At 58.4% G+C, this 22,759-nt stretch carries 24 protein-coding genes; 14 read left to right on the top strand and 10 right to left on the bottom strand.

Annotated elements, in window-relative coordinates; translation table 11 throughout:
* Positions 1-163: 163 nt before the first annotated feature.
* The 9 genes from guaA to ACSQ36_RS06615 all read left to right on the top strand — a co-directional run bounded on the left by guaA (position 164) and on the right by ACSQ36_RS06615 (position 8,902).
* Positions 164-1,744 carry a glutamine-hydrolyzing GMP synthase gene (guaA, locus tag ACSQ36_RS06575; RefSeq protein WP_436181284.1) on the top strand — a complete coding sequence of 527 codons (1,581 nt, stop codon included), beginning with the start codon at positions 164-166 and terminating at the stop codon, positions 1,742-1,744.
* A 52-nt stretch (positions 1,745-1,796) separates the two neighbouring features.
* A complete protein-coding gene (locus ACSQ36_RS06580) occupies positions 1,797-2,291 on the top strand; it encodes a helix-turn-helix domain-containing protein (protein WP_436181285.1) in 495 nt (164 codons plus the stop codon).
* Entirely contained in the window at positions 2,288-3,577 is a 1,290-nt protein-coding gene (locus ACSQ36_RS06585) for a type II toxin-antitoxin system HipA family toxin (protein WP_436181286.1), read from the top strand. Before ACSQ36_RS06580 ends, ACSQ36_RS06585 begins: the two co-directional genes overlap by 4 nt.
* Positions 3,574-4,260, top strand: a complete 687-nt coding sequence (locus ACSQ36_RS06590) for a hypothetical protein (RefSeq protein ID WP_436181287.1) — start codon at positions 3,574-3,576, stop codon at positions 4,258-4,260. The genes ACSQ36_RS06585 and ACSQ36_RS06590 overlap by 4 nt, the downstream gene beginning before the upstream one ends.
* A gap of 398 nt (positions 4,261-4,658) precedes the next feature.
* On the top strand, positions 4,659-5,363 hold the full coding sequence (locus ACSQ36_RS06595) for a hypothetical protein (protein ID WP_436181288.1): 705 nt from the start codon (positions 4,659-4,661) through the stop codon (positions 5,361-5,363).
* Complete coding sequence (locus ACSQ36_RS06600; protein WP_436181289.1) at positions 5,317-5,784, top strand: Fic family protein; 468 nt, start codon at positions 5,317-5,319, stop codon at positions 5,782-5,784. Before ACSQ36_RS06595 ends, ACSQ36_RS06600 begins: the two co-directional genes overlap by 47 nt.
* A 7-nt stretch (positions 5,785-5,791) precedes the next feature.
* Positions 5,792-6,046 (top strand): hypothetical protein, encoded by a 255-nt coding sequence (locus ACSQ36_RS06605; protein WP_436181290.1) that lies wholly within the window; start codon positions 5,792-5,794, stop codon positions 6,044-6,046.
* A 241-nt stretch (positions 6,047-6,287) separates the two neighbouring features.
* A complete protein-coding gene (locus ACSQ36_RS06610) occupies positions 6,288-8,492 on the top strand; it encodes an OsmC domain/YcaO domain-containing protein (protein WP_436181291.1) in 2,205 nt (734 codons plus the stop codon).
* Between the two features lie 11 nt (positions 8,493-8,503).
* Positions 8,504-8,902 (top strand): SDR family NAD(P)-dependent oxidoreductase, encoded by a 399-nt coding sequence (locus tag ACSQ36_RS06615; protein WP_436181292.1) that lies wholly within the window; start codon positions 8,504-8,506, stop codon positions 8,900-8,902.
* Positions 8,903-9,150: 248 nt separating this feature from the next.
* On the opposite strand, the gene ACSQ36_RS06620 is transcribed toward ACSQ36_RS06615, so the two are convergent.
* The 5 genes from ACSQ36_RS06620 to ACSQ36_RS06640 all read right to left on the bottom strand — a co-directional run bounded on the left by ACSQ36_RS06620 (position 9,151) and on the right by ACSQ36_RS06640 (position 13,135).
* Entirely contained in the window at positions 9,151-10,101 is a 951-nt protein-coding gene (locus ACSQ36_RS06620; RefSeq protein WP_436181293.1) for a sugar-binding protein, read from the bottom strand.
* A gap of 267 nt (positions 10,102-10,368) precedes the next feature.
* Positions 10,369-11,364, bottom strand: a complete 996-nt coding sequence (locus ACSQ36_RS06625) for an ABC transporter permease (protein ID WP_436181294.1) — start codon at positions 11,362-11,364, stop codon at positions 10,369-10,371.
* 55 nt (positions 11,365-11,419) lie between these two features.
* The gene (locus ACSQ36_RS06630; RefSeq protein WP_436181295.1) at positions 11,420-12,160 is read right to left on the bottom strand and encodes an ATP-binding cassette domain-containing protein; all 741 of its coding nucleotides are present in this window, start codon (positions 12,158-12,160) and stop codon (positions 11,420-11,422) included.
* A 353-nt stretch (positions 12,161-12,513) separates the two neighbouring features.
* On the bottom strand, positions 12,514-12,828 hold the full coding sequence (locus tag ACSQ36_RS06635; protein WP_436181296.1) for a helix-turn-helix domain-containing protein: 315 nt from the start codon (positions 12,826-12,828) through the stop codon (positions 12,514-12,516).
* Positions 12,821-13,135 (bottom strand): type II toxin-antitoxin system RelE/ParE family toxin, encoded by a 315-nt coding sequence (locus tag ACSQ36_RS06640; RefSeq protein ID WP_436181297.1) that lies wholly within the window; start codon positions 13,133-13,135, stop codon positions 12,821-12,823. Before ACSQ36_RS06640 ends, ACSQ36_RS06635 begins: the two co-directional genes overlap by 8 nt.
* Positions 13,136-13,560: 425 nt before the next feature.
* Here ACSQ36_RS06640 and ACSQ36_RS06645 point away from each other — a divergent pair, with 425 nt between their 5' ends.
* Positions 13,561-14,643: an NAD(P)/FAD-dependent oxidoreductase gene (locus ACSQ36_RS06645; RefSeq protein WP_436181298.1), complete on the top strand. Its 1,083-nt coding sequence runs from the start codon at positions 13,561-13,563 to the stop codon at positions 14,641-14,643.
* 202 nt (positions 14,644-14,845) lie between these two features.
* Positions 14,846-15,544, top strand: coding sequence for a glutathione S-transferase C-terminal domain-containing protein (locus tag ACSQ36_RS06650; protein ID WP_436181299.1), 699 nt, complete (start codon positions 14,846-14,848; stop codon positions 15,542-15,544).
* On the opposite strand, the gene ACSQ36_RS06655 is transcribed toward ACSQ36_RS06650, so the two are convergent.
* Positions 15,545-16,303 carry an alpha/beta fold hydrolase gene (locus ACSQ36_RS06655; RefSeq protein ID WP_436181300.1) on the bottom strand — a complete coding sequence of 253 codons (759 nt, stop codon included), beginning with the start codon at positions 16,301-16,303 and terminating at the stop codon, positions 15,545-15,547. It lies immediately after the preceding gene.
* A gap of 667 nt (positions 16,304-16,970) precedes the next feature.
* On the opposite strand from ACSQ36_RS06655, the gene ACSQ36_RS06660 reads away from it, so the two are divergent.
* Positions 16,971-17,693 (top strand): carbonic anhydrase, encoded by a 723-nt coding sequence (locus tag ACSQ36_RS06660; protein ID WP_436181301.1) that lies wholly within the window; start codon positions 16,971-16,973, stop codon positions 17,691-17,693.
* Between the two features lie 108 nt (positions 17,694-17,801).
* Complete coding sequence (thpR, locus tag ACSQ36_RS06665; protein ID WP_436181302.1) at positions 17,802-18,395, top strand: RNA 2',3'-cyclic phosphodiesterase; 594 nt, start codon at positions 17,802-17,804, stop codon at positions 18,393-18,395.
* A gap of 74 nt (positions 18,396-18,469) precedes the next feature.
* On the opposite strand, the gene ACSQ36_RS06670 is transcribed toward thpR, so the two are convergent.
* Complete coding sequence (locus ACSQ36_RS06670) at positions 18,470-18,706, bottom strand: energy transducer TonB (protein WP_436181303.1); 237 nt, start codon at positions 18,704-18,706, stop codon at positions 18,470-18,472.
* 68 nt (positions 18,707-18,774) lie between these two features.
* Here ACSQ36_RS06670 and ACSQ36_RS06675 point away from each other — a divergent pair, with 68 nt between their 5' ends.
* Entirely contained in the window at positions 18,775-18,951 is a 177-nt protein-coding gene (locus ACSQ36_RS06675; protein ID WP_436181304.1) for a hypothetical protein, read from the top strand.
* Positions 18,952-19,187: 236 nt separating this feature from the next.
* Here ACSQ36_RS06675 and ACSQ36_RS06680 read toward each other — a convergent pair whose 3' ends face one another.
* Genes ACSQ36_RS06680 through ACSQ36_RS06690 form a run of 3 tightly spaced genes read right to left on the bottom strand, consistent with a single transcriptional unit; the run spans position 19,188 to position 22,575 of the window.
* Positions 19,188-19,586, bottom strand: a complete 399-nt coding sequence (locus ACSQ36_RS06680) for an ExbD/TolR family protein (protein WP_436181305.1) — start codon at positions 19,584-19,586, stop codon at positions 19,188-19,190.
* The gene (locus ACSQ36_RS06685) at positions 19,583-20,188 is read right to left on the bottom strand and encodes a MotA/TolQ/ExbB proton channel family protein (RefSeq protein ID WP_436181306.1); all 606 of its coding nucleotides are present in this window, start codon (positions 20,186-20,188) and stop codon (positions 19,583-19,585) included. Before ACSQ36_RS06685 ends, ACSQ36_RS06680 begins: the two co-directional genes overlap by 4 nt.
* 32 nt (positions 20,189-20,220) lie before the next feature.
* The gene (locus tag ACSQ36_RS06690) at positions 20,221-22,575 is read right to left on the bottom strand and encodes a TonB-dependent receptor (RefSeq protein WP_436181307.1); all 2,355 of its coding nucleotides are present in this window, start codon (positions 22,573-22,575) and stop codon (positions 20,221-20,223) included.
* Between the last annotated feature and the right edge of the window lie 184 nt (positions 22,576-22,759).

Below are 22,759 nucleotides of genomic sequence, written 5' to 3' on the forward strand. Positions count from 1 at the left end.
TTGTATCGATGAATCTGTCTTGCTGCGGTCGGTAACCAGCGCCGGCCGTTGAACTTTCTGCGTGACGCGATGGCGATGCGCGGGACCTCGTTCCTGCTGCTTGCGTTATCGTTTTTGCGCCTTTGCCAACCGTTTTCCGTTCACTCGCCTTCCGGCCGCTGCCATGCACGACAAGATCCTGATTCTCGATTTCGGCTCCCAAGTCACCCAGTTGATCGCACGACGCATCCGCGAATCACATGTGTATTCGGAGATCCATCCGTACGACGTCGACGACGCGTTCATCCGCGAGTTCGCGCCGAAGGGCATCATCTTGTCGGGCGGCCCGAACTCGGTCACCGAACTCGGGTCGCCGCGTGCGCCGCATGTTGTCTTCGATCTCGGCGTGCCGGTGCTCGGCATCTGCTACGGCATGCAGACGATGGCCGAACAACTCGGCGGCAAGGTTGAACTCGGCAATGTTCGCGAATTCGGTTATGCCGAAGTGCGGGCGCATAACCATACGAGCTTCCTGAACGGCATCGAAGACTTCCAGACGGCCGAAGGTCACGGCATGCTGAAAGTGTGGATGAGCCACGGCGACAAGGTGTCTGACATGCCGGTCGGATTCAAGCTGATGGCATCGACGCCGTCTTGCCCGATCGCCGCGATGGCCGACGACGAGCGCCATTTCTACGGCCTCCAGTGGCATCCGGAAGTCACGCACACCGTGCAGGGACGCGCGATGCTCGACCGCTTCGTGCTCGAGTTGTGCGGTGCGCGGCCGGACTGGGAGATGGGCCATTACATCGATGAAGCGGTGGAGAAGATTCGTTCGCAAGTCGGCGATGAGCACGTGATTCTGGGGTTGTCGGGCGGCGTGGATTCGTCGGTGGCGGCGGCGCTTTTGCATCGTGCGATCGGGGCGCAATTGACGTGTGTTTTTGTTGACCATGGTTTGCTGCGGTTGAATGAAGCCGAGCAGGTCATGACGACCTTCGCCGATCATCTCGGCGTCAAGGTGATTCATGTTGACGCCAGCGAAGTGTTTTTATCGAAGCTTGCCGGGGTGACCGATCCTGAAGCGAAGCGGAAGATTATTGGTGCCGAGTTCGTTGAAGTGTTCCAGACGGAAGCCAACAAGCTGAAGGACGCGAAGTGGCTCGCGCAAGGGACGATTTATCCGGATGTGATCGAGTCGGCGGGCAAGGGAAAGAAGGGCCACACGATCAAGAGCCATCACAACGTGGGTGGTTTGCCCGAGACGCTGAATTTGAAGTTGCTTGAGCCGTTGCGCGAATTGTTCAAGGACGAAGTGCGGGAGTTGGGCGTGAAGCTGGGGCTGCCGCCCGCGATGGTTTATCGGCATCCGTTCCCGGGACCGGGTTTGGGCGTGCGGATTTTGGGCGAGGTGAAGAAGGAGTTCGCTGAATTGCTGCGTCATGCGGATGCGATTTTTATCGAAACGTTGAGGAATACGTTTGATAAGGAGTCGGGCAAGTCGTGGTATGAGCTGACCAGTCAGGCCTTTGCGGTGTTTTTGCCGGTGAAAAGCGTGGGTGTGATGGGCGATGGGCGGACTTATGAGTATGTGGTTGCTCTCCGGGCCGTGCAAACGCTGGACTTCATGACCGCGCAATGGGCACACCTGCCGCATGAGCTGTTAGGGCATGTTTCGAACCGGATTATTAACGAGGTTCGCGGGATTAATCGCGTTGTTTATGATATTTCGGGGAAACCGCCGGCTACGATTGAGTGGGAGTAAAAAGGATAATATTTTTTCCTTTTTGGCTTGATAAGGTTGTAATATTGCCTTTATGGCCAAAAAAACCGCTCCCTTGCTTCCTGCTACCGAACTGCGATTGCAGCAATTCGGAGATCGGTTGCGCTTGGCTCGACTGCGCAGGCACTTAACTGCGAAGCAAGTGGCTGAACGGGCAGGGATGACCACGGTCACGCTGCGTAGCCTGGAGCGTGGTAGCTCCGGCGTCACGATCGGTGCCTATCTGTCGGTGATGCAGGTCTTGGGAGTTGAGCACGACCTCGATCTAATGCTTAAGGAAGATCTCTTGGGTCGTGGCCTACAGGACGCAGCCTTGCCACGCCAGACCCGAAAGGCGTCCCTCACCGCGCAAGTTCTACCAAAGCCGTCTGCGACGGCACCGAGCCCGTCATCTCTCGAAACGGAGGCCGACTTCCTACCGAATGGCTCCGCAGATTGGACCCCCGGCAGCGATTTCGTAAGCGCAGACACTCTTGCAGCACTCATCAAAGCCGCGAAGCCTGCCAAGAAAAAGCAGGGGGGGAGATGAGCGACGACTTCATCGCCGTCCACGGCGATTGGGTTGGCCTGTCAGCCCCGTTGTTGCTGGGTCGCCTCTATACCCACCGCACGGCAGCCAAGGAAATATTCGACTTTGAGTTCGATTCCGCTTTTCTGAGGTGCCGGGATTTGGCCAACCTTCGGCTTGATCCCCGACTCGGCCTGTTCGAAGGCCGCCAATACCCGGGGCAGGGCCAAGACACTTTCGGCACTTTCGCCGACGCCAGCCCCGACCGCTGGGGCCGCCTGCTGATGCGCCGTCGTCTGGAGCGGGCGCAGCGTGCAGGCTTGGCCGATCCCAAGTCACGGCTCTACGAGTCCGACTACCTGCTGGGCGTGCATGACACGTACCGCGTCGGTGCTTTACGTTTTCGCCGCAACGCAGACGGTACTTTCCTCGACGATCAGCACAATATTGCTGCACCGCCATTCGTGCAACTGCGCGCCCTGGAAGCCGCAAGCCTGGCGCTAGAGCGCGACGAAGACAACACTGACCATCAAGCCGATGAATGGCTACGCATGCTCATCGCTCCCGGCGGGTCCCTGGGTGGAGCTCGCCCAAAGGCCAGCGTTGTCGACCCGCAGGGTCATTTGTGGATGGCCAAGTTTCCAAGCGTACGCGACGAACACAACGTTGGCGCTTGGGAAATGGTTGTACATACGCTGGCCAAGGCGTCCGGCCTGAACGTGCCCGACGCGCTGGTACGTCGCTTCGGTAGCCCGCATCACACGTTCCTCGTCAAGCGTTTCGATCGCACTGCGGACAGCCGACGTCTGCACTTTGCCTCTGCAATGAATTTAACCGACCACCAGGATGGCGATGACGCTTCGACCGGCGCCAGCTATCTGGAAATTGCTCGCGTATTGATGACCGAGGGGGCACAGACGGGCGTTGACCTGCGCGAACTGTGGTCGCGCATTGTCTTCAACCTGCTGGTTTCGAACACTGACGATCATCTGCGCAACCACGGATTCCTACTCGACTCAGGCAGGGGGTGGCGGCTGTCCCCTGCGTTCGACATGAACCCAGTGCCTCATGCACATGGGCTCAAGCTCAATATCAGCGAGGTCGACAACGCCATGGATCCGGAATTGGCGCGGTCGGTGGCACCGTATTTCCGAATCACTGTTGGGGACGCGAACGACATCATCGAACGGCAGCAACAGGTCGTATCGCAGTGGCGAATCATTGCCGACTCGCTAGGTATTTCTGCTCAGGAACAACGGCGTCTCGCAGATGCCTTCTCTGCGTCTGAGTACAGGATTAAGAAATGAGCGACATCAAACTTTTTAATTTGGCCGCAGGTGTAGCCACGGAACTGGAAGGGCAGGCCTCTGACCTGGAAAAGCCGCTGCAGACCCTGATCGAGAATAATCTCGAACCGCTCCTCGGTATTCGCTTCTTGGCCAGTGAGTATGCGACCGGAAAGACCCATGCCGGTCGCATCGACTCATTAGGATTGGATGAAAACGACGGCCCAGTAATACTTGAATACAAACGGTCCGTCGGCGAGAACGTCATCAATCAAGGTCTGTTTTATTTGGACTGGCTGATGGACCATCAGGCCGAGTTCAAGCTGCTGGTTATGGAGAAACTCGGACACGCGACTGCAGCTCTAATCGATTGGAGCGTCCCGCGTCTGCTCTGTATTGCAGCCGACTTCACCAAATACGATGCGCATGCCGTGCAGCAGATCAACCGCAATGTAGAGCTGATCCGCTATCGCCGCTTCGGTTCGGATCTATTGTTGCTGGAACTGGTCAATGCGGTTATTGACATGCCTCATTATGGCGATTTTGCGAAAAATAGCGGCATCCATTGTCCGATACGGTTGGATGAAAGCCGGTGGATGCCTGCAGGAATCTTCGGTATAGCTAACGGTATCAATGTCACGCGAGCGGTGGAAGCGCCGTCCACGCAAGGCTTCAGCATCGAATCGACAATCGAGTGGGAGTAGGTTTTAAAAAATCATAATAAAATCAATGGTTTATGCGATCTGTCACAAAACTTTCTTTGCTATTTCTCTCGTTGTAAGTCATTGCTAGATAAGCGAATTCTCGACGATTCGGGAGACGGCTGGCCGAATGTGTGCCGCAAAATGACGGTAGGGCCGACGGTATGCGCCGAGTGCACGATTGTGGCGGTGGCGTTGGGATGAGCGACTTGTGGCGGTCTAGCCAGTGCAATGCGGATCGCCGACGCTTCATGAACGACTGCGAGAAGCCCGGGTAGCGGCCGTCCAGCCGACGAAACATGCTGTTGGTTCGGCAGGATTTGTGTCTGTAACTCATTGTTTGTTAAGAGTTTTAAGGTGAGTTATACAAGAACCTTGTACGCCGGCCTTAGAGGTGACTGATGAACCTGGACGGTAAGCTTTTGATGTCGCTGAAGAAGCGGTCGGGTAATGTCGTGCTTCGACGTGAACTGGCTGGCTTGGGGAGTTCGTCGCACCTTAGCGCTGCGCTTCAGCACCTCGTTGCCAATGGACGCCTGGTTCGACTTGGAGCGGGTGTTTATGCGAAGACCAGTCCGGATCCGGAAGGCGACACGCGATTTGCCGTTGGTTGTGACATGCTGTTGCGCGAGGCGCTCGGGAAGCTGGGTGTCGCGGTGCTTAATGTCACAATCCAGCACGAAAACGGTCACTCCGTTTGCCTGGTTGACACTGGCGCGAGCCGGATTTCTCGCAAGCTAGGCTGGGATAACATCCGGGTGCGGTATGTCGGTCAACGCGAAAGACCGCAAATGGGCGCCGTCCCCAGGCTACCTGCAGATGTCGACAAGCTGCCAACACAAAACGTCGGGAAGTTTGTCGAACGGCTTGCGCAAGCCTACGGCGTTCAATACGGGCGCTCGGGCCTCGATGATTTCGCCGAGGCAGTGACGCGAGCGGCGGGTGACGATGTCAAGCTCGATCTGACAGGTAAGCTGCTGGTTGCGCTCAAGAAGCAGGATCGGATTAATGGCCGGCAGTTTGCCCGATTGATGGCAAACCACATAAGGGAAGTCAAGCGTGTTCGATCCGTTCGGGGACTACGAAACCAAGGGTTACCTGCGTAACGTCGACAGCATCAAGGATCTGGATGAACTCAAGTACATAGAACACGGATTCTTCGAGTCGAACCTCGAGGCAGCATTGGCGTACCTTCATGCCATCAAAGGTTCGATTACGTACGTGCACTTCCTTGAGGTTCATCGGATCCTGTTTGGCGAGTTTTACCCTTGGGCAGGCCAGGATCGCCATGCTCTCAGTGTCGGACGACTGGTCGGGAAGGTGCAGAGAATACAGTTCGAAGCGTCGGAGTTGTGCCAGCGTGCCGTTGAATGGGGCCTGTCGGCAGGCAACAATCCAAAGACAATGCGTGAAAAGCCGGGGATGGTCATGGGCGCTTTCGCTTGGGGCCATCCTTTTCTGGACGGGAACGGTCGTACCATTTCTCGTCCACGCGGAGCTTTGCCACCGCGCAGGCTTCGCCATTAACTGGAATGTGTCCCGGAAGGGGGATTACCTGGAATCGCTTACCCGGGAACTGGAAAATCCGCAAGGCAAGCACCTTGACGCGTATCTCCTTCCATTGATGGCCGCTTCCGTTTCCAGGGGCGATCTCCGAGACAACCTCCTGTCATTGCCGGGTCTTAACGGAGAGGACGGGAGCGTTGCTCCGAACATCGCGTATCGGGCGGACGATGCTGAGGCGAACCAGAACTACCTCGAGTTGAAGCGCGCGCGTGGCGAGAATTGAGCGGCATGCCGCGCCCTCAACTGGGAGTTCAACACACGTACACATGTGGCGAAGACATGTTGCCGATCGTCGAATGGCACGTCAATTTACCCCTCTCCACAAGGCTCCAGCCGTTGAATCGACAATCGAGTGGAGTAGAATTCCCGCCAGGAAACATCATTCGCTAGTTGATTAACTATTAAAGCCCTGTTTTTTACAGGGCTTTATATTTTGTTTTGAGCACCATTTTTGGAATTTCCCCATGGAAATTAAAGTCAACTTTCTCGATAAGCTACGCCTTGAAGCCAAGTTCGATGACTTCACGGTAGTGTCCGACCAGCCTATCCGCTATAAGGGCGATGGCTCGGCGCCTGGTCCCTTCGATTATTTCCTGGCCTCATCGGCCCTGTGTGCAGCTTACTTTGTGAAGTTGTACTGCGTAACTCGCAATATTCCTACCGAAAATATCCGCCTGTCGCAGAATAATATTGTTGATCCGGAAAACCGGTACCAACAAATTTTCAAGATTCAGGTTGAGTTGCCGGCGGATATCACGGCCAAAGACCGTCAAGGTATTTTGCGCTCCATCGACCGTTGTACGGTGAAAAAAGTGGTGCAAGCCGGACCGGAGTTTGTCATCGAAGAGGTGGAGAACCTGGATGCCGATGCTCAGTCCTTGCTGATGTCGAAGCCAGCTTCTGACGCCAGCACCTATATCGCGGGCAAGGATCTGCCGCTGGAGCAAACCATCGCCAATATGTCGGGCGTTTTGGCGAGCTTAGGCATCAAGATTGAAATCGCTTCGTGGCGCAATCTTGTTCCCAATGTGTGGTCGCTGCATATCCGCGATGCGCACTCGCCGATGTGTTTTACCAATGGCAAGGGCGCGACCAAGGAAGGCGCGTTGGCGTCGGCATTGGGAGAGTATATCGAGCGACTGAATTGCAATCATTTCTACGCCGGCACGTTTTGGGGCGAAGACATTGCCAATGCGGCGTTTGTACATTATCCGAGCGAGCGCTGGTTCAAGCCTGGCCGTAAGGATGCGCTGCCGGCTGAAATTCTGGATGCGTACTGCCTGGAAATTTATAATCCCGATGGCGAGTTGCGTGGCTCGCATCTGTATGACACCAACTCCGGCAATGTGCAGCGCGGTATCTGTTCGCTGCCGTTTGTGCGGCAGTCGGACGGCGAAGTGGTGTATTTTCCGTCCAACCTGATCGAAAACCTGTTCGTCAGCAATGGCATGAGTGCGGGTAATACGCTGGTCGAAGCGCAGGTGCAATGTCTGTCCGAAATTTTCGAACGAGCGGTAAAGCGTGAAATTCTGGAAGGTGAAATCGCATTGCCTGATGTGCCGCACGAAGTGCTGGCGAAATACCCCGGCATTCTGGCCGGGATTCAGGGGTTGGAAGAGCAGGGCTTTCCGGTGCTGGTCAAGGATGCGTCGCTGGGTGGGACCTACCCTGTGATGTGCGTCACGTTGATGAACCCGCGGACAGGCGGCGTCTTTGCCTCGTTCGGCGCACACCCAAGCTTTGAGGTGGCGCTGGAACGGAGTCTTACCGAGTTGCTACAGGGGCGCAGTTTTGAAGGCCTGAACGATTTACCCCAGCCCACCTTTGTCAGTAACGCTGTGACTGAGCCCAATAACTTCGTAGAGCACTTCATTGATTCGAGCGGTGTGGTGTCGTGGCGCTTTTTCAGCGCCAAAGCGAATGTCGAGTTTGTTGAATGGGATTTTTCTGGCCAGGGTGAAAACTCCAATGCCGAGGAAGCCGCAACGTTGTTCGGCATTCTCGAAGACATGGGCAAAGAGGTGTACACGGCAGTGTATGACCAGCTGGGCGCCGTGGCCTGCCGGATTTTGGTGCCCGGGTATTCGGAAGTTTATCCGGTCGAGGATTTGATCTGGGATAACACAAACAAGGCGCTGTTGTTCCGCGCCGATATCTTGAACTTGCATCGCCTGGACGATGCCGGCCTGGCAGCATTGCTTGAGCGGCTGGATAACAATGAACTGGATGAGCACTCCGATATTGCCACTTTGATCGGCATCGAGTTTGACGAGAATACGGAATGGGGACAGCTAACCGTCCTCGAGTTGAAGCTGCTGATTCATCTCGCTTTGAAGCAATTTGAGGAGGCACAAGAGCTGGTAGGTGCCTTCCTGCAGTACAACGACAACACGGTCGAACGCGGATTGTTTTACCAGGCCTTGAATGTGGTCCTGGAGGTGCTGCTCGATGACGACCTGGAACTGGACGACTACGTGGTCAACTTCCGTCGGATGTTTGGCAACGCTCGGATGGACGCGGCAATGGGGTCAGTGGACGGCAGCGTACGCTTCTACGGGCTCACGCCAACGAGTATGAAACTGGAGGGTCTGGATAGGCACCACCGCTTGATCGACAGTTACAAGAAATTGCATAAGGCGCGGGCCAGTGTGGCGGCTTCAGCGAGTTAGCGTTACGAGTCATGGCTGGACGCGATGATGCCGTTCATCCTCCAGCACAAACGCATGTTGGATACCCGAGCGACCATCTGTGCCGGCGTGCTATCGGCAGCAACACGGCGGTTCGCTCGAGCTTCCCGGGCTCGACGGTTTACGCGACAACTAAAGCCGCTGTGGCGACCATGGTGAAGGGCATCGCGCTCGATCTCGCGCCGCGCCGGATCATCGTGAACAACATCCAGCCAGGTCCGATCGAGACCGACATCACCGCCGGCATGATCTCGCGGCTTGCCGAGATGGTGCCGCTGCGGCGCGTGGGGCAGCCCACCGAGATCGCGGCACTTGTTTCCTATCTCGCGAGCGAAGAGGCCACATACATGACGGGGTCCAGCCTGACGATCGATGGAGGTTTCGCGTTGTGATCGGAGCAGTATCAGGCGATTTTGCATGTTGGAGAAAATGTTCCGAAAGGGCTTGGTTATCGTCGCCGCGCCGCTCGCTTTGACCGGTTCACCTGCTTGACGATCTGATCGACCTCGCTCAAGGAAAGCGGGCCTGACGCAGGCGGGCTTCATGAACCGCCTGTTCGACAAAATAAAGCCGCGTGACGGGGCCGAGTCGAAGCTGCCTCGGCTCCCGCATCCCTCTTTGCAATGGACCCTCCCGGTCTTCAATGCTTGAGGCAGGTGTCGGCGTTCTTCCAGGTGCAGGTGTCAAGGCCGGTGTGGATGACCGGCTTCACCGTCTTTCCTTGCGCGAGGTCACGCATGACCATCGCTGCCTGATAGCCCATTTCTTCCGGCCGCTGGCCAACGAGGACATTGACCTTGTGATCCTTGAGAGCCTGCAGTTCCGGTCCGAGCGTATCGGCCGAGACGATCACGAACTTGCCGCTCTGGATCTTGTCCATGATAGGAGCTACGACTTGCGAATAGGCCTGCGGCGCAAACAGTGCCCAGCCGCCCTCGAGCGCGAAGGCATCGAGACCGGTGGCGTTGGCGGTCAGCGTGTCCTGCATCATCTGGTTCGCCTTGGCGGCGTCGTCGTTCACGTAGAGCGGGCAGGCGCTGATCTCATGCCAACCGTTTTCTCCCGAGAGCTTCGCGATTCCCTTCTTGCCGGAGAGCGCGTCGCGCGTACCCTGGGCGCGCTGGTTGATGTTCTCGGCCGCCGGATTGCCCATGACAAGGCAGACATTCCCGCCCTTCGGCATCAACAACTTCAACTGCTCGCCGAGCTTGACGCCCAGTTCATAATTGTCGGTGCCGACGTAGGTTTTCCGGAGCGAGGCGTCCTTCGGCAACAAATCGGCATCTGCGGTGATGACCGGGATCGTCACACTGCGGCGGCGCAACTCTTCGGCCACGGCCGGGGCGTTCGCGGGCGAGATCGCCATCCCCGACACGCCCTTGGTCAGAAGGTCATCGATGATCTGCACTTCAGCGCTTTCGTCCGCCGCCGTCGCGGGACCGGTGTAGTAGCACGTATAGCCTTGGCTTTTGAGTTCCTTGTTCGCCCGCTCGCATCCCTGATGCATGAGGTCGAAGTAGGGGTTGTCGAGTCCCTTTACCACCAGCGCCAGGGTCTTATCGGCTGCGAAGGCGGAAGAGGAGGCCAGCATGGCAAGCCCTCCGATCGCAGCAAGACACATCAACATTTTCTTCATTGTTGCCTCCGGTCCCATGCCAAGCTGTCGGCGTGGGCTCTACGGTGCCCATGTCTGCTTGCACGATTGTCGTAATAATCGCAAGGAAAGCCCGTGTCCGCGCTTTATCCTTCCCGCAGAACCTCGCGTTTCTTGTGAACCCCAGCGTCCGGCAGTTCCGCATCTTGTCCGGCCGTCCCTCCAGGCACCGGCCGTATAGCGGCTAGTGCCCCCGAAGACATGTCAATCTCCTTGCCGCTCGCCGCCGAGCCGGTTAAACAGCACGGCGACGATGATGAATGCACCCACGACCGTCCCCTGCCAGAACGAGTCGACGCCGAGCAGGATCAGGCTATTGCGGATGACTTCGATAAGTGCGGCGCCGACGACGGTCCCGAAGGCGCTGCCGATGCCGCCCATGAGATTGGTGCCGCCGATCACGGTCGCGGCGATCACGCGCAATTCGTCGCCGGTGCCAAGGCCGGTTGTCACCGCGCCGAGCCAGCCGACTTCGAGGATTGCCGCGACGCCCGCCATGAGGCCGGCGAGCACATAGACGGAACAGATGATGCGACGCACCGGAACGCCGGTGAGTCTCGCCGCATGGCGGTTGCCGCCGACCGCGAAGACGTAGCGGCCCCAGCGCGTCCACGCAAAAGCGAACCAGAAAAGCACGGCGAGGACAATCAGGAACCACACCGGATTGGCGAGGCCGAAGGTCTTGCCGCCGCCGAGCGCAAGGAGCTTGCTGCCGTCGGGACCGAAATCGAAAATCGTCCGGCTGCCGGAGAACACCAGCGCGAGGCTGCGGCCAACGCTCAGCATGCCGAGCGTCACGACGAAAGGCTGCATGTCGAGATAGGCGATAAGCAGACCGTTCACGAGGCCGACGAGTCCTGCGGTCAAGAGCCCCATGCCGATGCCGGCCCAGATCGGGTAGCCGGCATTCATGACCACCGAGAGGACGATACCGCTCAAGCCGATAGTCGAGCCGACCGAAATGTCGATGCCGCCCGTGATGATCACGGCCATCATGCCGAGCGCGACGATTGCGACAAAGGCGAAGTTGCGCGTGACGTTGAAAAGGTTCTGCTGCGTCGCAAAGGTCGAGGTCACGAACGAGAGCACGACACAGGCGACGATGGTGGCGAGCACCACCCAGAACACCTGGCTCGCCATCAGCCCCGTCCAGCGGGTATGGGTGCTCGCGGCTTGCGGGTTATCCAGCAATGCCGACATTGGCGTAGGCCGTTCCTGCGGATCGTTCAATTTCGGACTCCCATGCGAGTCAGGTTCAGGCGGTGGCGATCGCTCCGGTGATGAGCGCAGTCACTTCTTCCGGTGAGGACGCTTCGGTCTTCTTGTCCGCGACCTTGTGCCCGCGCCGCATCACGATCACGCGGTCGGCGACGGTGAAAACGTCAGGCATGCGGTGGCTGACGAGAATGACCGCGATGCCATGTTCGGACAGCCGTGTGATGAGGCTGAGCACCTCCGCCACCTGCCGGACGCTGATTGCCGCCGTCGGTTCATCCATGATGACGAGCCGCGCTTCGGAGAGGCGCGTGCGAGCGATCGCCACGGCCTGCCGCTGGCCTCCTGACATCTGCCTGACGAGATCGAGCGGGCGCGTCTCGGATTTGAGTTCTTTGAAGAGTTCGCCGGCGCGCCGGTACATGGTCGCGTGATCGAGAATGCGGATGGGCCAGAAACCGAGCCGTGGCTCACGGCCGAGGAAGACATTTGCCGCCGCCGTGAGGTTGTCGCAGAGCGCGAGGTCCTGATAGACGACTTCGATACCCTGAGCGCGGGCGTCAACCGGCTTGCCGAAATGCACCTGCTTGCCGTCGATGAGGATTTCGCCATGCGACGGGGGGAAGTTACCGGCGATTACTTTCACCAGCGTCGATTTCCCGGCGCCGTTGTCTCCCATGAGCCCGACCACCTGGCCCGGCTCCAGACTCAACGTCACACCGTTCAGGGCGCGAATGGCGCCGAAGTGTTTGGAAACGTCTCTGAGCTCCAGAAGACTCATGAATTATTGTGCTCGCTCCAGTGGAGGCGCCCATTTCTTCGGCTGGGCGACTGGTCGATATGTTCTAGCCAGCATTTTTTTATAGCACAACGGTGTCTTTTGGCAAGCAAGCCTCCTCGGTTACCGGGTTTACCTGCGGCTCAATGGGGGCCAGCGCGCGTCGTGATGAGGGCGATTTGCCAGTCATCCAGTCGGCGATAACGTCGACTGCCTGGCCTCTATCCTGGCCATGCGGGCCCTGAGTTCAACGGAGACTGGATCGAGAAGCGTCTGTCATAGGGCGGACGATCTTCTCGCGCGGTCTACAACAATGATGAGGCTGGCTAATCTCGTTGTCCGGCGTAACGCAGTCGCTAACTTGTAGCCAGTTCTTCGATGAGTACTTCGGGATGTCTTGCTGCGATATTCAACAGGCGTTGCGCGGCACCAGATGGGGCCCGGCGACCTTGCTCCCATTCTTGAAGCGTCCGTACCGATACGCCCAGCGCCGAGGCAAACTGGGATTGAGACAGACCCACTTTCATGCGGGCTTCGCTTGCTGCATTCAACTTAACGGTGGTTGTGCGGGCAGCCATTCCGCCCTTCATCTGCTGGACAGCTTCCAGCAATTCCGCACCGATATCGCGTGTTTTGTCGCGCTCGGTGAGTTCCTTTTCTGTCTTAGGCATGATCGATTGCCTCCTTGATTGCTTTAAGGATGTGCGACGGGATATTTTCCTGTGCGCTCTTGGCGTAGATAGTCAGCAACCATATCTCGCCGTTTGCCAGTCGGTTGTAGTAGATGACGCGGACGCCACCGCTCTTGCCACTGCCCTGACGTTTCCACCGGACTTTCCGGCAACTTCCTGAGCCGGGGATAACGTCCCCCGAATCCGGATTATTGGCGAGCCATGAGCAGAACTCACCGCGTTCGTCCTCGCTCCAGTAGTCGGATACAAGGTTCTTGAAAAGAGGCGTTTCAACTATTGTCAGCATGGGTTGATTATACGTCAATGACGTATAATATCGCAACCACCTGAGCTGCCAACGATGAGCGCGGTTGGTTCCACATTTACAAAATGAGTACGTTGTTGTTTTCTTTTATCTGGTCTATCGGGAAGTCGCCAACGGCATTACAGATACGGATCTTGTGGAAGTACCGTCTTTATTGATATTTACTTGGATCTAGCCACGTATGTCGTCCGATGAAAACTATACGGAGCGCGAAATCCCCGCCGTTGTGCTGATCTGTGTTGAGTTGGCGTCCGCGCGGGATAGGCTCGGATCAGTGGCACGTAGAAGTTATTTTTTCAACCGCTGTCCACGCCGCCGATAGTGCCTTCGTTGCCCTGAGCCGGCAGGTTCTGTATGGTGGATCAACAGATGCAGCGCGCCCGCGTGCATGACACCACGGATACCGAATGACTTCTGAAGCAGACACTCGTGTCGACACACCAACCGCATCAACATCCCCGATACGAACCGATGTCCTGATCGTCGGCGCAGGACCCGTAGGTCTCTTTGCGGCATTCGAGGCGGGGGTGGTTGGGTTATCGTGTCAGATCGTGGATACGCTCGAACGGATCGGCGGGCAATGCATCGAGTTGTACCCCGAGAAGCCCATCTACGATATCCCCGCGATTCCATCATGCACGGCACGCGAACTCGTCGACCGGCTCATGGAGCAATGCCGTCCGTTCAACGTGCCAATTCATTTAGGTCAACGAGTCGAAACCGTACAGCAGCGCGAAGACGGCCGATGGACGGTCACGACAGGCCAGGGCCTCATATTCGATACCGCCGCGATCATGCTGGCCGCCGGCAACGGCGCGTTCGTACCGCAGCGTCTTGCACTTCCCGACGCGACACCCCTTGAAGATAGCCACGTCCACTACAGCGTGCGCAATCTCGCCGATTTCGCCGATAAGACCGTGATAGTCGCCGGCGGCGGTGACTCCGCGCTTGATTGGGCACTGACCTTGCGCCAAGTCGCGCGCCGAGTCGTACTGGTGCATCGGCGCAATGGGTTCAGCGCGGTGGCATCGAGTGTCGATGAGATGAGGCGCGCGGTCGATGCGGGAGAAATGGAGTTCATGGTGGGTTCTATCGCCGCGCTGGCTGCCCCCGAAAACAAGCTGGCATCGATCGAGATCCGGCAGATTGGCGGCACCGCGCAGATCGATGCGGATCATCTCGTGGTGCTGTACGGTCTGGTCGCCGACCTTGGACCGATCGCGAACTGGGGTTTGAAAATTGTCGGCGGCCGGGTCGATGTGGATACGTCGAACTACGAAAGCTCGCGACCGGGAATCTTCGCAGTGGGGGACATTGCGAATTATCCGAACAAGCAAAAGCTGATTCTTTCGGGCTTTCATGAAGCGTCGCTGGCGCTGAGGAAGGCCTACACGTACGCGTATCCTGACAAGAAGCGGGTGCATGTCCATTCCAGCTACGACGCCGGTTTGGCCGAGCGCATTGCGACGGGTTCGGCGCATCAGGAGTGAGTCGCGCGGTGGCCGAGCCGAACGTCGAAGCGCGAGTGATGGCAGGCGCGGCGGTTTTTCTCGATATGAGCGATCGGCAGCGGCGTGCCCGGGCACGGTACAAGCGCCCGAGCGTTTCCAGTTGCTCGCCAGGCCCGCTGGAATAAACTGCAAGTGCCTACGTCCATACCCGCCACGCAGCACCCTTTTCAGGGAGCGTTGCATGATCACTCTCTTTTCATACCCGGAACTGTACGGTATCGAAGACAATAATCCGTATGGTCTGAAGGTATTCGCGTTCCTCAAACTCTGCGGTTTGCCTTTCGAGCACAGGCATATCGTCGATACAAAATCCGCGCCTCGCGGACAGCTTCCCTACGTGACCGACGATCAGGAATCGATTGGCGACAGCGACGCCATCATCGCTTATCTGAAGCGGAAGTACGGCTTGGCTATCGACCACGCGCTGACACCCATCCAGCAGGACCTGGACTTTTTGATCGGGCGCGCGCTCGACGATCTGTATTGGGTCATGTCGTATTCACGCTGGAGCGATCCGCGTTTCTGGCCGATCTTCAAGGACGCGTTCATGTCGGCACATCCGGGCATTACGGCAGACAGTCTCGACGCGGCAAGACAATACAACTTCGAGCGGTATCGGTATCAAGGCATCGGCCGCTTTGAAACCAGTGAGGTCTATGCGCGCGGTGTCTCCGATTTGCAGGTGATTTCGAACCTGCTTGGCGACAGTGAATTCCTGTTCGGCACGCAGCCAACAACTATCGACGCCAGCGTTTATGGTTTCGTGGCAAACATCTTTTTCTACGATATAGACACGCCGCTCAAGCAGTTTGTTTTGACACGACCTGAGCTTGTGCGGCACTGCCAGGCAGTACGTGCAGCGATCGCCAAACCCGCGTGACTACGACGCGTACCGGAGCAATTTGGCGGCAAGCGCTTCGGGCGCGCTGATCATTGCGTCGTGTCCGGTTTCTATCTCGTCCCACGCCCAGTCTGCTTGAGCACGCACGAAGTCGCGGCTGGTTTGCAACGGCGCGTACACCGGATCGACACACTGGATGTACACCTTCGGGATGGTGCCACCCACGGTTCCGTTGAGCGTTATGGGGTCGTCGAAGGTCTTCAGCGGATGCGGGGTGCAGTTGCGTTCCAGCAGCGCCACCTGGGCGGGTTCGAAGACACCGAATGCACTTGCGGGCGGCACGGGTATGGAGACGCCTTTGCTGGTTTCGTTCGATTGTGCGATGCGTTGCGCCACGATCTCGCGGGCGAGCCGGGAGAACGCCGTCTGTCCGTGTTCGAGCACGACGGCATCAAGAAAGACAAGTTGTCGGATGCGCTGAGGCGCGCGATCCGCCGCGCCGGTGATCGGCAGTCCGCCAAAACTGTGGCCGACCAGAACGACGTTGGTCAGGTCTTCGTACTCGAGGACATTGACGACGTCCTGGATGAAGACGCTGAGATCAATAGTCTTCGAAAGCAGATGCGCACGTTCACCAAGGCCACTGAGCGTAGGGGTAAAGACCTGATGCCCATGCGCGCGCAAGATTCGGGCGACGGCATTCCAGCACCATCCGCCGTGCCAGGCGCCGTGAACCAGTACGTAGGTCGCGCCTTCGCGGGCAGTGGTTGCATCGATCAGATTGTCTGGGGTGGTCAAGTTCGTCTCCGTCTCCATCTTCGCTTCTGTCGGTAAGGCGTTGCCCAGCGCGATTGTTTCGGCCGCGTCCACACGCAAATAGTACGCGCAACGCCGTGCTCGATGTGTGGTCGCCAATTCGCTTGCGAAGGCTTCTAACCGGCGCCACCATAAGACGAGACCTGCCGATCGAATCGAAGGGAATTCACATGAATATTCGTCTTATCAGTGCATTCGCTGCCGCTCTCGGGCTCATGCTCTCCACCGGCGCTGAAGCGCGGACATTTGTTGTCTATGCCAGACCGGCTATGGTCTATGTACCGCCGTCGCGGCCTGTCCATTACACCGTCCCGGTTCAGCCGAGCGATGTCGCGGCGGCTCCTGTCGTTGCGGTTTCCGTACCGGCGCGAAACGGGTGGTCCATGTGCCGGTGCAGCGCAGCTACGCTGCCGTGCCTGCGGCGAACGTAAGGTATGCACAACCCGTTGTCACGGTTCCGGTCGCCGGTATCCAATGAGCGACTCGACGTTTTCGGCTCGGTAGCCGTGATTGGCGCGGCGGCAATTGAAGCGCAACGAGGCGAAGAACACGTTCGCCTGGGCGCGGTTGACGCATTATCGAAGAGCGTGGGACGTGCATCTGCGTCCGGCGATGAGTGCGGCGTTTATCCCTCTGGAGGAGGTGATCCATGTGCGTTCATTCGATGTGTTCTTTGTCGCGGCGGCGCGCTCTGTTCGCCGGTGTGGCGTCCGCGACCCTCGCTGCATTTTCGTTGCACGATGCGCGTGCAGATCAGGCTTCAACGGGACCTGCTCCCAACGCGATTGCCCCCTCAGATGCGCTTGCTCGCCTGCTGCAGGGCAACAATCGATATGCCGCCAATATGCCTGAAAACAAGGACTATTCCGCTGGCCGGGCGGCGCGAGTTACGGCGCAATATCCCATTGCGGCGATTGTCGGTTGCGCGGATTCGCGGGTTTCGCCCGAATTGGCGTTCGATCAAGGCCCGGGTGATCTGTTCGTCGTAAGGGTCGCTGGCAATTTCGTCAACGACGACGGACTCGCTAGCCTGGAATACGGGGTGAAGTTCCTGGGTGTACCGTTGATCCTGGTGCTCGGACACACACATTGCGGCGCAGTCTCCGCCGCAGTCAAGGCGATCCGCGAACATGCCGTCTTGCCGGGGCATTTGCCCGAACTGGTCAGGGCGATCAGGCCGGCCGTCGAGATTGCCAGGATGCACGGGCACGGCGATCTGGTGGCGGACGCCACTATCGAAAATGTGCGGCTGAACGCCAACCGGTTGAGGGTCTCGAAGCCGCTGATCGGAGAGTATGTGAGGGCGGGCAAGGTGCATGTGGCCGGAGCGATCTACGATCTCGCTTCGGGGAAGGTCCGGGTGATCGATTGACGTGATTGCCCGCGTTTAAGCCGGTCAGCGATGGGTTGGCGATGGGTTCGCAATCGTCCGGGCACCAGCCGAGCGGAGGATCCCATGAACCGTGGGCGTGATAATCGTATGCCAGAGCAATTAGTGCTACCGGGATTAGACGCAAGGCCCGCGCCGCGACCGGTTGAGCGTCATCACCTGTTCTTCGCGATTGTGCCGGACCCGGATACCGCCATGTGTATCGAGCGGTTGGTGCAGCGTCTGCGTGTCGAACATGGCTTGAAGGGAAAGCCGCTTCCGACTGCGCACTTCCACGTGACATTGCATTCTATCGGTGTCCACGATACGTTTTTTGAGCGTGTCGCATCGTGGGCGCAAGCCACTGCTTCCACCATTTCGATGCCCGCGTTCGACGTTGCATTTGATCACGCCGGCAGTTTTCACCGGACGGCGCGCGACCGGCCCGTCGTACTGCTCGGAAGCGACGGCGTTGATGCGCTGAGGGAGTTCCGCGGCATTCTCGGCGCGACGTTGGCGAGGGCCGGATTGAATCTGAAGCCGTCAGGCTTCACGCCACATCTGACCTTGCTTTACGACAAGCACGAAGTCGTCGAGCGAACGATCGAACCAGTCCGCTGGACCGCGCGCGAGTTTGTTCTCGTAGATAGCAGGGTTGGTAAAACGCAGCATGTGCAGCTTGCGCGATGGCCGCTTATGACATGAGTCAACTCGTGGGTTGTGGCCTTGATTCTGACGCGGCTACTTACCAGTCCGCTGCTCGCGTTAAGCGCAACGCCTTAACTCACGTTGAAATGCACACGCACGTCCTGATGACTCTCCACGGGATGTCCGCCTTGCATCGCGGGGAAAAACCGCCATTTGCGCAGCGTTTCAAGCAGTAATGCGTTCAGGCGAGGGTTTTGCGTCGGCTTCGAAAGTTCTACTTCAATTGTTCCATCCGCGTGGATATTGAAACGCGCGACTGCGACCACCTGATAGGCATCCTCACGAAGATCGTCGGGAAGAGAAGGCATTGGCTGACTGATGACGCGTGCGGCGGAGCCCGCTGACGCAGCCGCTGTATTGCTTGTTGATGCAGAAGATGACGACGCTGTTACAGCTGCCGTGGATGTTGCTGCGGGGCTTGCCTCCGGCGGCGCTGACGGCGCAGCTTGGTCTGTTTTCACCATCATGGGTTCCGGGGACGGACGCTGGATTTCGCGCGGTTTCACCACTCGGACGGGCGCTGGATCTCGTCGTGCGTGCGCTTGCGGGGTGAGCGCCGCAGCGGGCGCCGAAGGGGCTGTGGCACGTGTATTTGCGGAGGGCGCGGCCAATTCGACAAGACGCATTTCCATAGTTACTTGCACCGGGACGGCGGGGCTTGGCAGAGGTCGCAAGAGCGGGTTCACGATCTGGGTCAGCAGAAGCGCCCAAAGCACAAACGCAATCAGAAGGGCCGCGCCGAATCTGAACCGAGACGCACCCATCAGATCTTCCCGTCGTCCCATCCCGCTACTCACGACGTATTGCGATCAGGAAATGCTCCGCGCCCGCGCGGCGCGCGGCCAGCATGGCCTGAACGACCGCTCCTTGTGCCGCGGCGTCGTCCGCGGCAATGACCACGTTCCGGTCCGGTTTGAGAAGCCGCCTCACGCCGGCTTCCACCTGATCGAGACGCACGGGCTGACGGTCGAGAAAGATCGTGTTCGTGCGATCGACCGCCAGGGTCAACGGCTGATCCTCGGACATCTGCTGCGCCTGTCCCGACGGCAAATCGACCTTGACGGCATCCAGCCGTTGCATGGCCAGCGACGCCAGCATGAACGTGGCGAGCAAAAAGAACATCACGTCGATCATCGGAATGATCTCGATGCGCCCACGCCTGGACGCCCGCGAGCACCTGAATTTCATCGCGAGTCTCCGGTTATCGATCCGGCGGTTTCGGCCCTGAGTCGAATCTCGCTCAGGCGCTCGTTGGCGTGCACTTCGAGATCATCGATCAGACGTTCAAGGCGTCGCGAGAAATAGTTGAACGCGAAAAGCGCGAACAACGCGACGACCAATCCGATCGCTGTCGCCACCAGCGATTGCGCCACGCCACCGGTCACACCGCCAGGATTAACCAGGCCGTTGCCGCCGAATAGCTGGAACGAATGCATCATTCCGACGATGGTCCCCAACAGCCCGAGCAAGGGCGCGGCCGTCACGATAGTCTCCAACACCCAGAACCCACGGCTCATGTCCCGTTCGATACGCGTTGCCGCCGATTGCGCACGGGCTTCGACCAGCCATAATGGTGTTCCGGCCGGCGCTATCACGGTTGCATCGAGGCGGCTGAACGCGTGTTGTGCCGGCAGCGTGTGGGTGCCGGTTCCAGGCTGGCTTGCAAATCGGATGAACACATACGCGCGATCGATTACGATAGCGATCGCCAGCACGGCAAGAAGCGTGAGCGGGTACACCACCCAGCCACCCACCTTTGCCGCGGCAGTAATACCTGCCCAATCCTGCATGATAAAAGCCTTTTGTTAAGTTATCCGATCTATCAGAAATTCTTCGTGATACCCGCATACACGGCAATGTGCGGGCCATACTGCGGTGCGCCCACGCCAATGCCCGATCCGTCGCGCAACTCGTAGACGCGGTTGAACGCGTTGATAAGCAGCAGGCGCGCGTCGAACTTGCCGATCAGCGGTTCGTTGAAGTTGAAGTGATGAATCACGCCGAGGTTTACCTGCGTGTACACGGGCAGGCGGTCCGTGTTGGCGAAGCCGCTGCGCAAGCCGCTACCCACGATGCCGTCGAAGGTGAAGGTGGTCTTGCCCAACTGGTAAGCGCCGCCGAACGAGGCGGTCACGCGCTGGTCGTGATCGAGGAACACATAGTGATTACTGATGAACGCAAGTTCGCTGGCGTCGAAATTAAACTGTGCCGAGTCGATATCCTTGCCCTGTGCGCGGCTGAACGCGACGTTCACGTAGGCCGAGACATTGCCCTGTTTATAGTTGCTGGTGAATTCGACCCCGTACACGCGGCCGTATTTATAGTTGAACGGCGTGAAGATCAGCGCAGTGCCGAATTGCCCTTCATCGAGCAGGTTCGTCGATTTCTTGTAGTACGCGTCCACGCCTACCGTGAGAGTCGAACTCAGCCGCTGCGTGACGCCAAGATCGAAATAGTCGCTGCGTTCCGGCTGCACCGGATCGTTCTGGGTCGATGTCTGGGCAGTCGTACCAGCGAAGCGCGCGATATCTTCGCCCGATACAAGCTCGAACGCGGGCGGCGTGAAGTAACGGGAATAGCCGGCATGCACCGTGGTTGAAGGTGTCAATGCATAAACGAGACCCACACGCGGACTTAGCTGGCTTGCGCTTACGTACTCGTCCATCTTGTCGTAGCGCAGGCCGTAGTTGACCGTGAGTTTATCGGTCAGTTTCCACTCGTCCTGAACGTACGCGCTATACAGATACCCCGTCTTGCTGCTCGAATCAGGCACATTGAACGGCTGATCGGAGAGCTGGTTGCCGTCGGCATCGGCGGGGAAGACGCTCAGGTTATTGTTGAAGATCGCATGTTCCTGCTGGAACGAAATGCCTGCGCGAAGCGTGTGTTTCTCGTTGAGCCGGTAGGTCGTATCCGCTTGCACGCCGTTGGCGCTGTCACTGTGGAAATCATTCGCCGCCACGCCGTTGAACAGCAGGTCGCCCACCGGGTCCGGATTGAATTGCGTGCGCGAATAGCGCGTAAAGAGCGCGACCTGATAGTCCAGCGCGCCGCCGTTTGTACCTTGCAGGGCGACGACCGCGAACTCGTTGAGCTCGGACTGTGTCTCGTTGAGCTGGCTCGAATCGAACGTGGTGTTGCCATTCAAGGTGAAGGCGGTTGGCAAGCCCGGCGTATTGGGAATCTGGAACTGATTGCTGGTCGTGCCGAACATCAGGCTCACGCGCGTGAGCGGATTAATGATGTAGGACATGAGGCCGAACGCATCGCCCTGGCGCGTGTGATCGTGAATCGGGCTGGCGCTTGAAGTCGGATTCTCGATGCCGAGATTGTTCTCGCCCAGCGAGCCGCTGAAATAGTAGCTGAAGGGTCCCTGGCTGCCGAAGACGTCGGCGCTGGTCTTGATGGTCTGGTGACTGCCGCCGAATACATCGATGGAACCGCCGTTGCCCTGGTCGCCGTTCTTCGTATGAATATCGACAATACCCGCCGTGCGATCGCCGTATTGAGCGGGCAATGCGCCGGTCAACAGATTGAGCTGATCGATAATGCGCGTATCCAGCGACTGGCCGAAGCCGCTGATCGGCTCTGGAATGATGATGCCGTTGATACGGTATTGGAGGTTCGCGTGGTCGCCGCGTACGTGCAACTGGCCGTACGAGTCGCTCGCCACGCCGGGCGCTTGCAGCAGCACCTGATTGAGCGGCGTGTCCTGTCCGGCGGGGAGGGTATCGATATCCGCCTGGCTGAAGCGATACACGGTGCTGCCCGTTTCAGGCAACAGGCCGTTGCGTGCGCGATCGAGCCGCTTCGCATTGACCTGCACATCGATCGCGTCGCTTTTGCTCAGTGCCACGGCTACGGATGCATCCGCGCCCTCGCTCGCCGTCGCGATGCTGCTGCCGCTTGCGTAGCCCGGCGCAGCAACAACGACCGCATAAGTTCCCGGCGCGACATGATGGACAGAGAAGTGTCCCGCCGCGTCTGTGCTCGTGGCGCCGACGGACGCACCATTGGCGTCCTGCAGGGCCACGCTGGCATTGGCGACGGGTTTGCCGGCACTATCGGTGACGGAGCCTGACACGGCGCCGTCCGAACCTGCGGCATAAGCCTGTCCGGCGGTGATCTGAGCGAACAGCAATAAGGCCGCATGGGCGATGAGCGTACGATTTTTCATCGATTATTTTTCTGGATGGGTTGTGTTGGGTGTGCGCCGCCCGGCGATGTCGTACGGTCCTCGACGATTGACTTAAATTTGTAAAGGACGTAGTCCTAATCGATCCCGGGCAGGCACCGCGATGCAGGCATATCAAGCCGCGCGGCCAAGGTGGGGCCGCGGAACGCCAGACGGATAAAAAGTT

This window comes from Caballeronia sp. LjRoot34, from assembly GCF_964253815.1.
Lineage (GTDB): Bacteria > Pseudomonadota > Gammaproteobacteria > Burkholderiales > Burkholderiaceae > Caballeronia.

Coding starts and splice junctions, on each gene's coding strand:
- guaA (WP_436181284.1), top strand. CDS start 164: ATGCACGACAAGATCCTGATTCTCGATTTCGGCTCCCAAGTCACCCAG.
- ACSQ36_RS06580 (WP_436181285.1), top strand. CDS start 1,797: ATGGCCAAAAAAACCGCTCCCTTGCTTCCTGCTACCGAACTGCGATTG.
- ACSQ36_RS06585 (WP_436181286.1), top strand. CDS start 2,288: ATGAGCGACGACTTCATCGCCGTCCACGGCGATTGGGTTGGCCTGTCA.
- ACSQ36_RS06590 (WP_436181287.1), top strand. CDS start 3,574: ATGAGCGACATCAAACTTTTTAATTTGGCCGCAGGTGTAGCCACGGAA.
- ACSQ36_RS06595 (WP_436181288.1), top strand. CDS start 4,659: ATGAACCTGGACGGTAAGCTTTTGATGTCGCTGAAGAAGCGGTCGGGT.
- ACSQ36_RS06610 (WP_436181291.1), top strand. CDS start 6,288: ATGGAAATTAAAGTCAACTTTCTCGATAAGCTACGCCTTGAAGCCAAG.
- ACSQ36_RS06615 (WP_436181292.1), top strand. CDS start 8,504: ATGGCTGGACGCGATGATGCCGTTCATCCTCCAGCACAAACGCATGTT.
- ACSQ36_RS06620 (WP_436181293.1), bottom strand. CDS start 10,101: ATGCTGGCCTCCTCTTCCGCCTTCGCAGCCGATAAGACCCTGGCGCTG.
- ACSQ36_RS06625 (WP_436181294.1), bottom strand. CDS start 11,364: ATGTCGGCATTGCTGGATAACCCGCAAGCCGCGAGCACCCATACCCGC.
- ACSQ36_RS06630 (WP_436181295.1), bottom strand. CDS start 12,160: ATGAGTCTTCTGGAGCTCAGAGACGTTTCCAAACACTTCGGCGCCATT.
- ACSQ36_RS06635 (WP_436181296.1), bottom strand. CDS start 12,828: ATGCCTAAGACAGAAAAGGAACTCACCGAGCGCGACAAAACACGCGAT.
- ACSQ36_RS06640 (WP_436181297.1), bottom strand. CDS start 13,135: ATGCTGACAATAGTTGAAACGCCTCTTTTCAAGAACCTTGTATCCGAC.
- ACSQ36_RS06645 (WP_436181298.1), top strand. CDS start 13,561: ATGACTTCTGAAGCAGACACTCGTGTCGACACACCAACCGCATCAACA.
- ACSQ36_RS06650 (WP_436181299.1), top strand. CDS start 14,846: ATGATCACTCTCTTTTCATACCCGGAACTGTACGGTATCGAAGACAAT.
- ACSQ36_RS06660 (WP_436181301.1), top strand. CDS start 16,971: ATGTGCGTTCATTCGATGTGTTCTTTGTCGCGGCGGCGCGCTCTGTTC.
- thpR (WP_436181302.1), top strand. CDS start 17,802: ATGCCAGAGCAATTAGTGCTACCGGGATTAGACGCAAGGCCCGCGCCG.
- ACSQ36_RS06670 (WP_436181303.1), bottom strand. CDS start 18,706: ATGCCTTCTCTTCCCGACGATCTTCGTGAGGATGCCTATCAGGTGGTC.
- ACSQ36_RS06675 (WP_436181304.1), top strand. CDS start 18,775: ATGACGACGCTGTTACAGCTGCCGTGGATGTTGCTGCGGGGCTTGCCT.
- ACSQ36_RS06680 (WP_436181305.1), bottom strand. CDS start 19,586: ATGAAATTCAGGTGCTCGCGGGCGTCCAGGCGTGGGCGCATCGAGATC.
- ACSQ36_RS06685 (WP_436181306.1), bottom strand. CDS start 20,188: ATGCAGGATTGGGCAGGTATTACTGCCGCGGCAAAGGTGGGTGGCTGG.
- ACSQ36_RS06690 (WP_436181307.1), bottom strand. CDS start 22,575: ATGAAAAATCGTACGCTCATCGCCCATGCGGCCTTATTGCTGTTCGCT.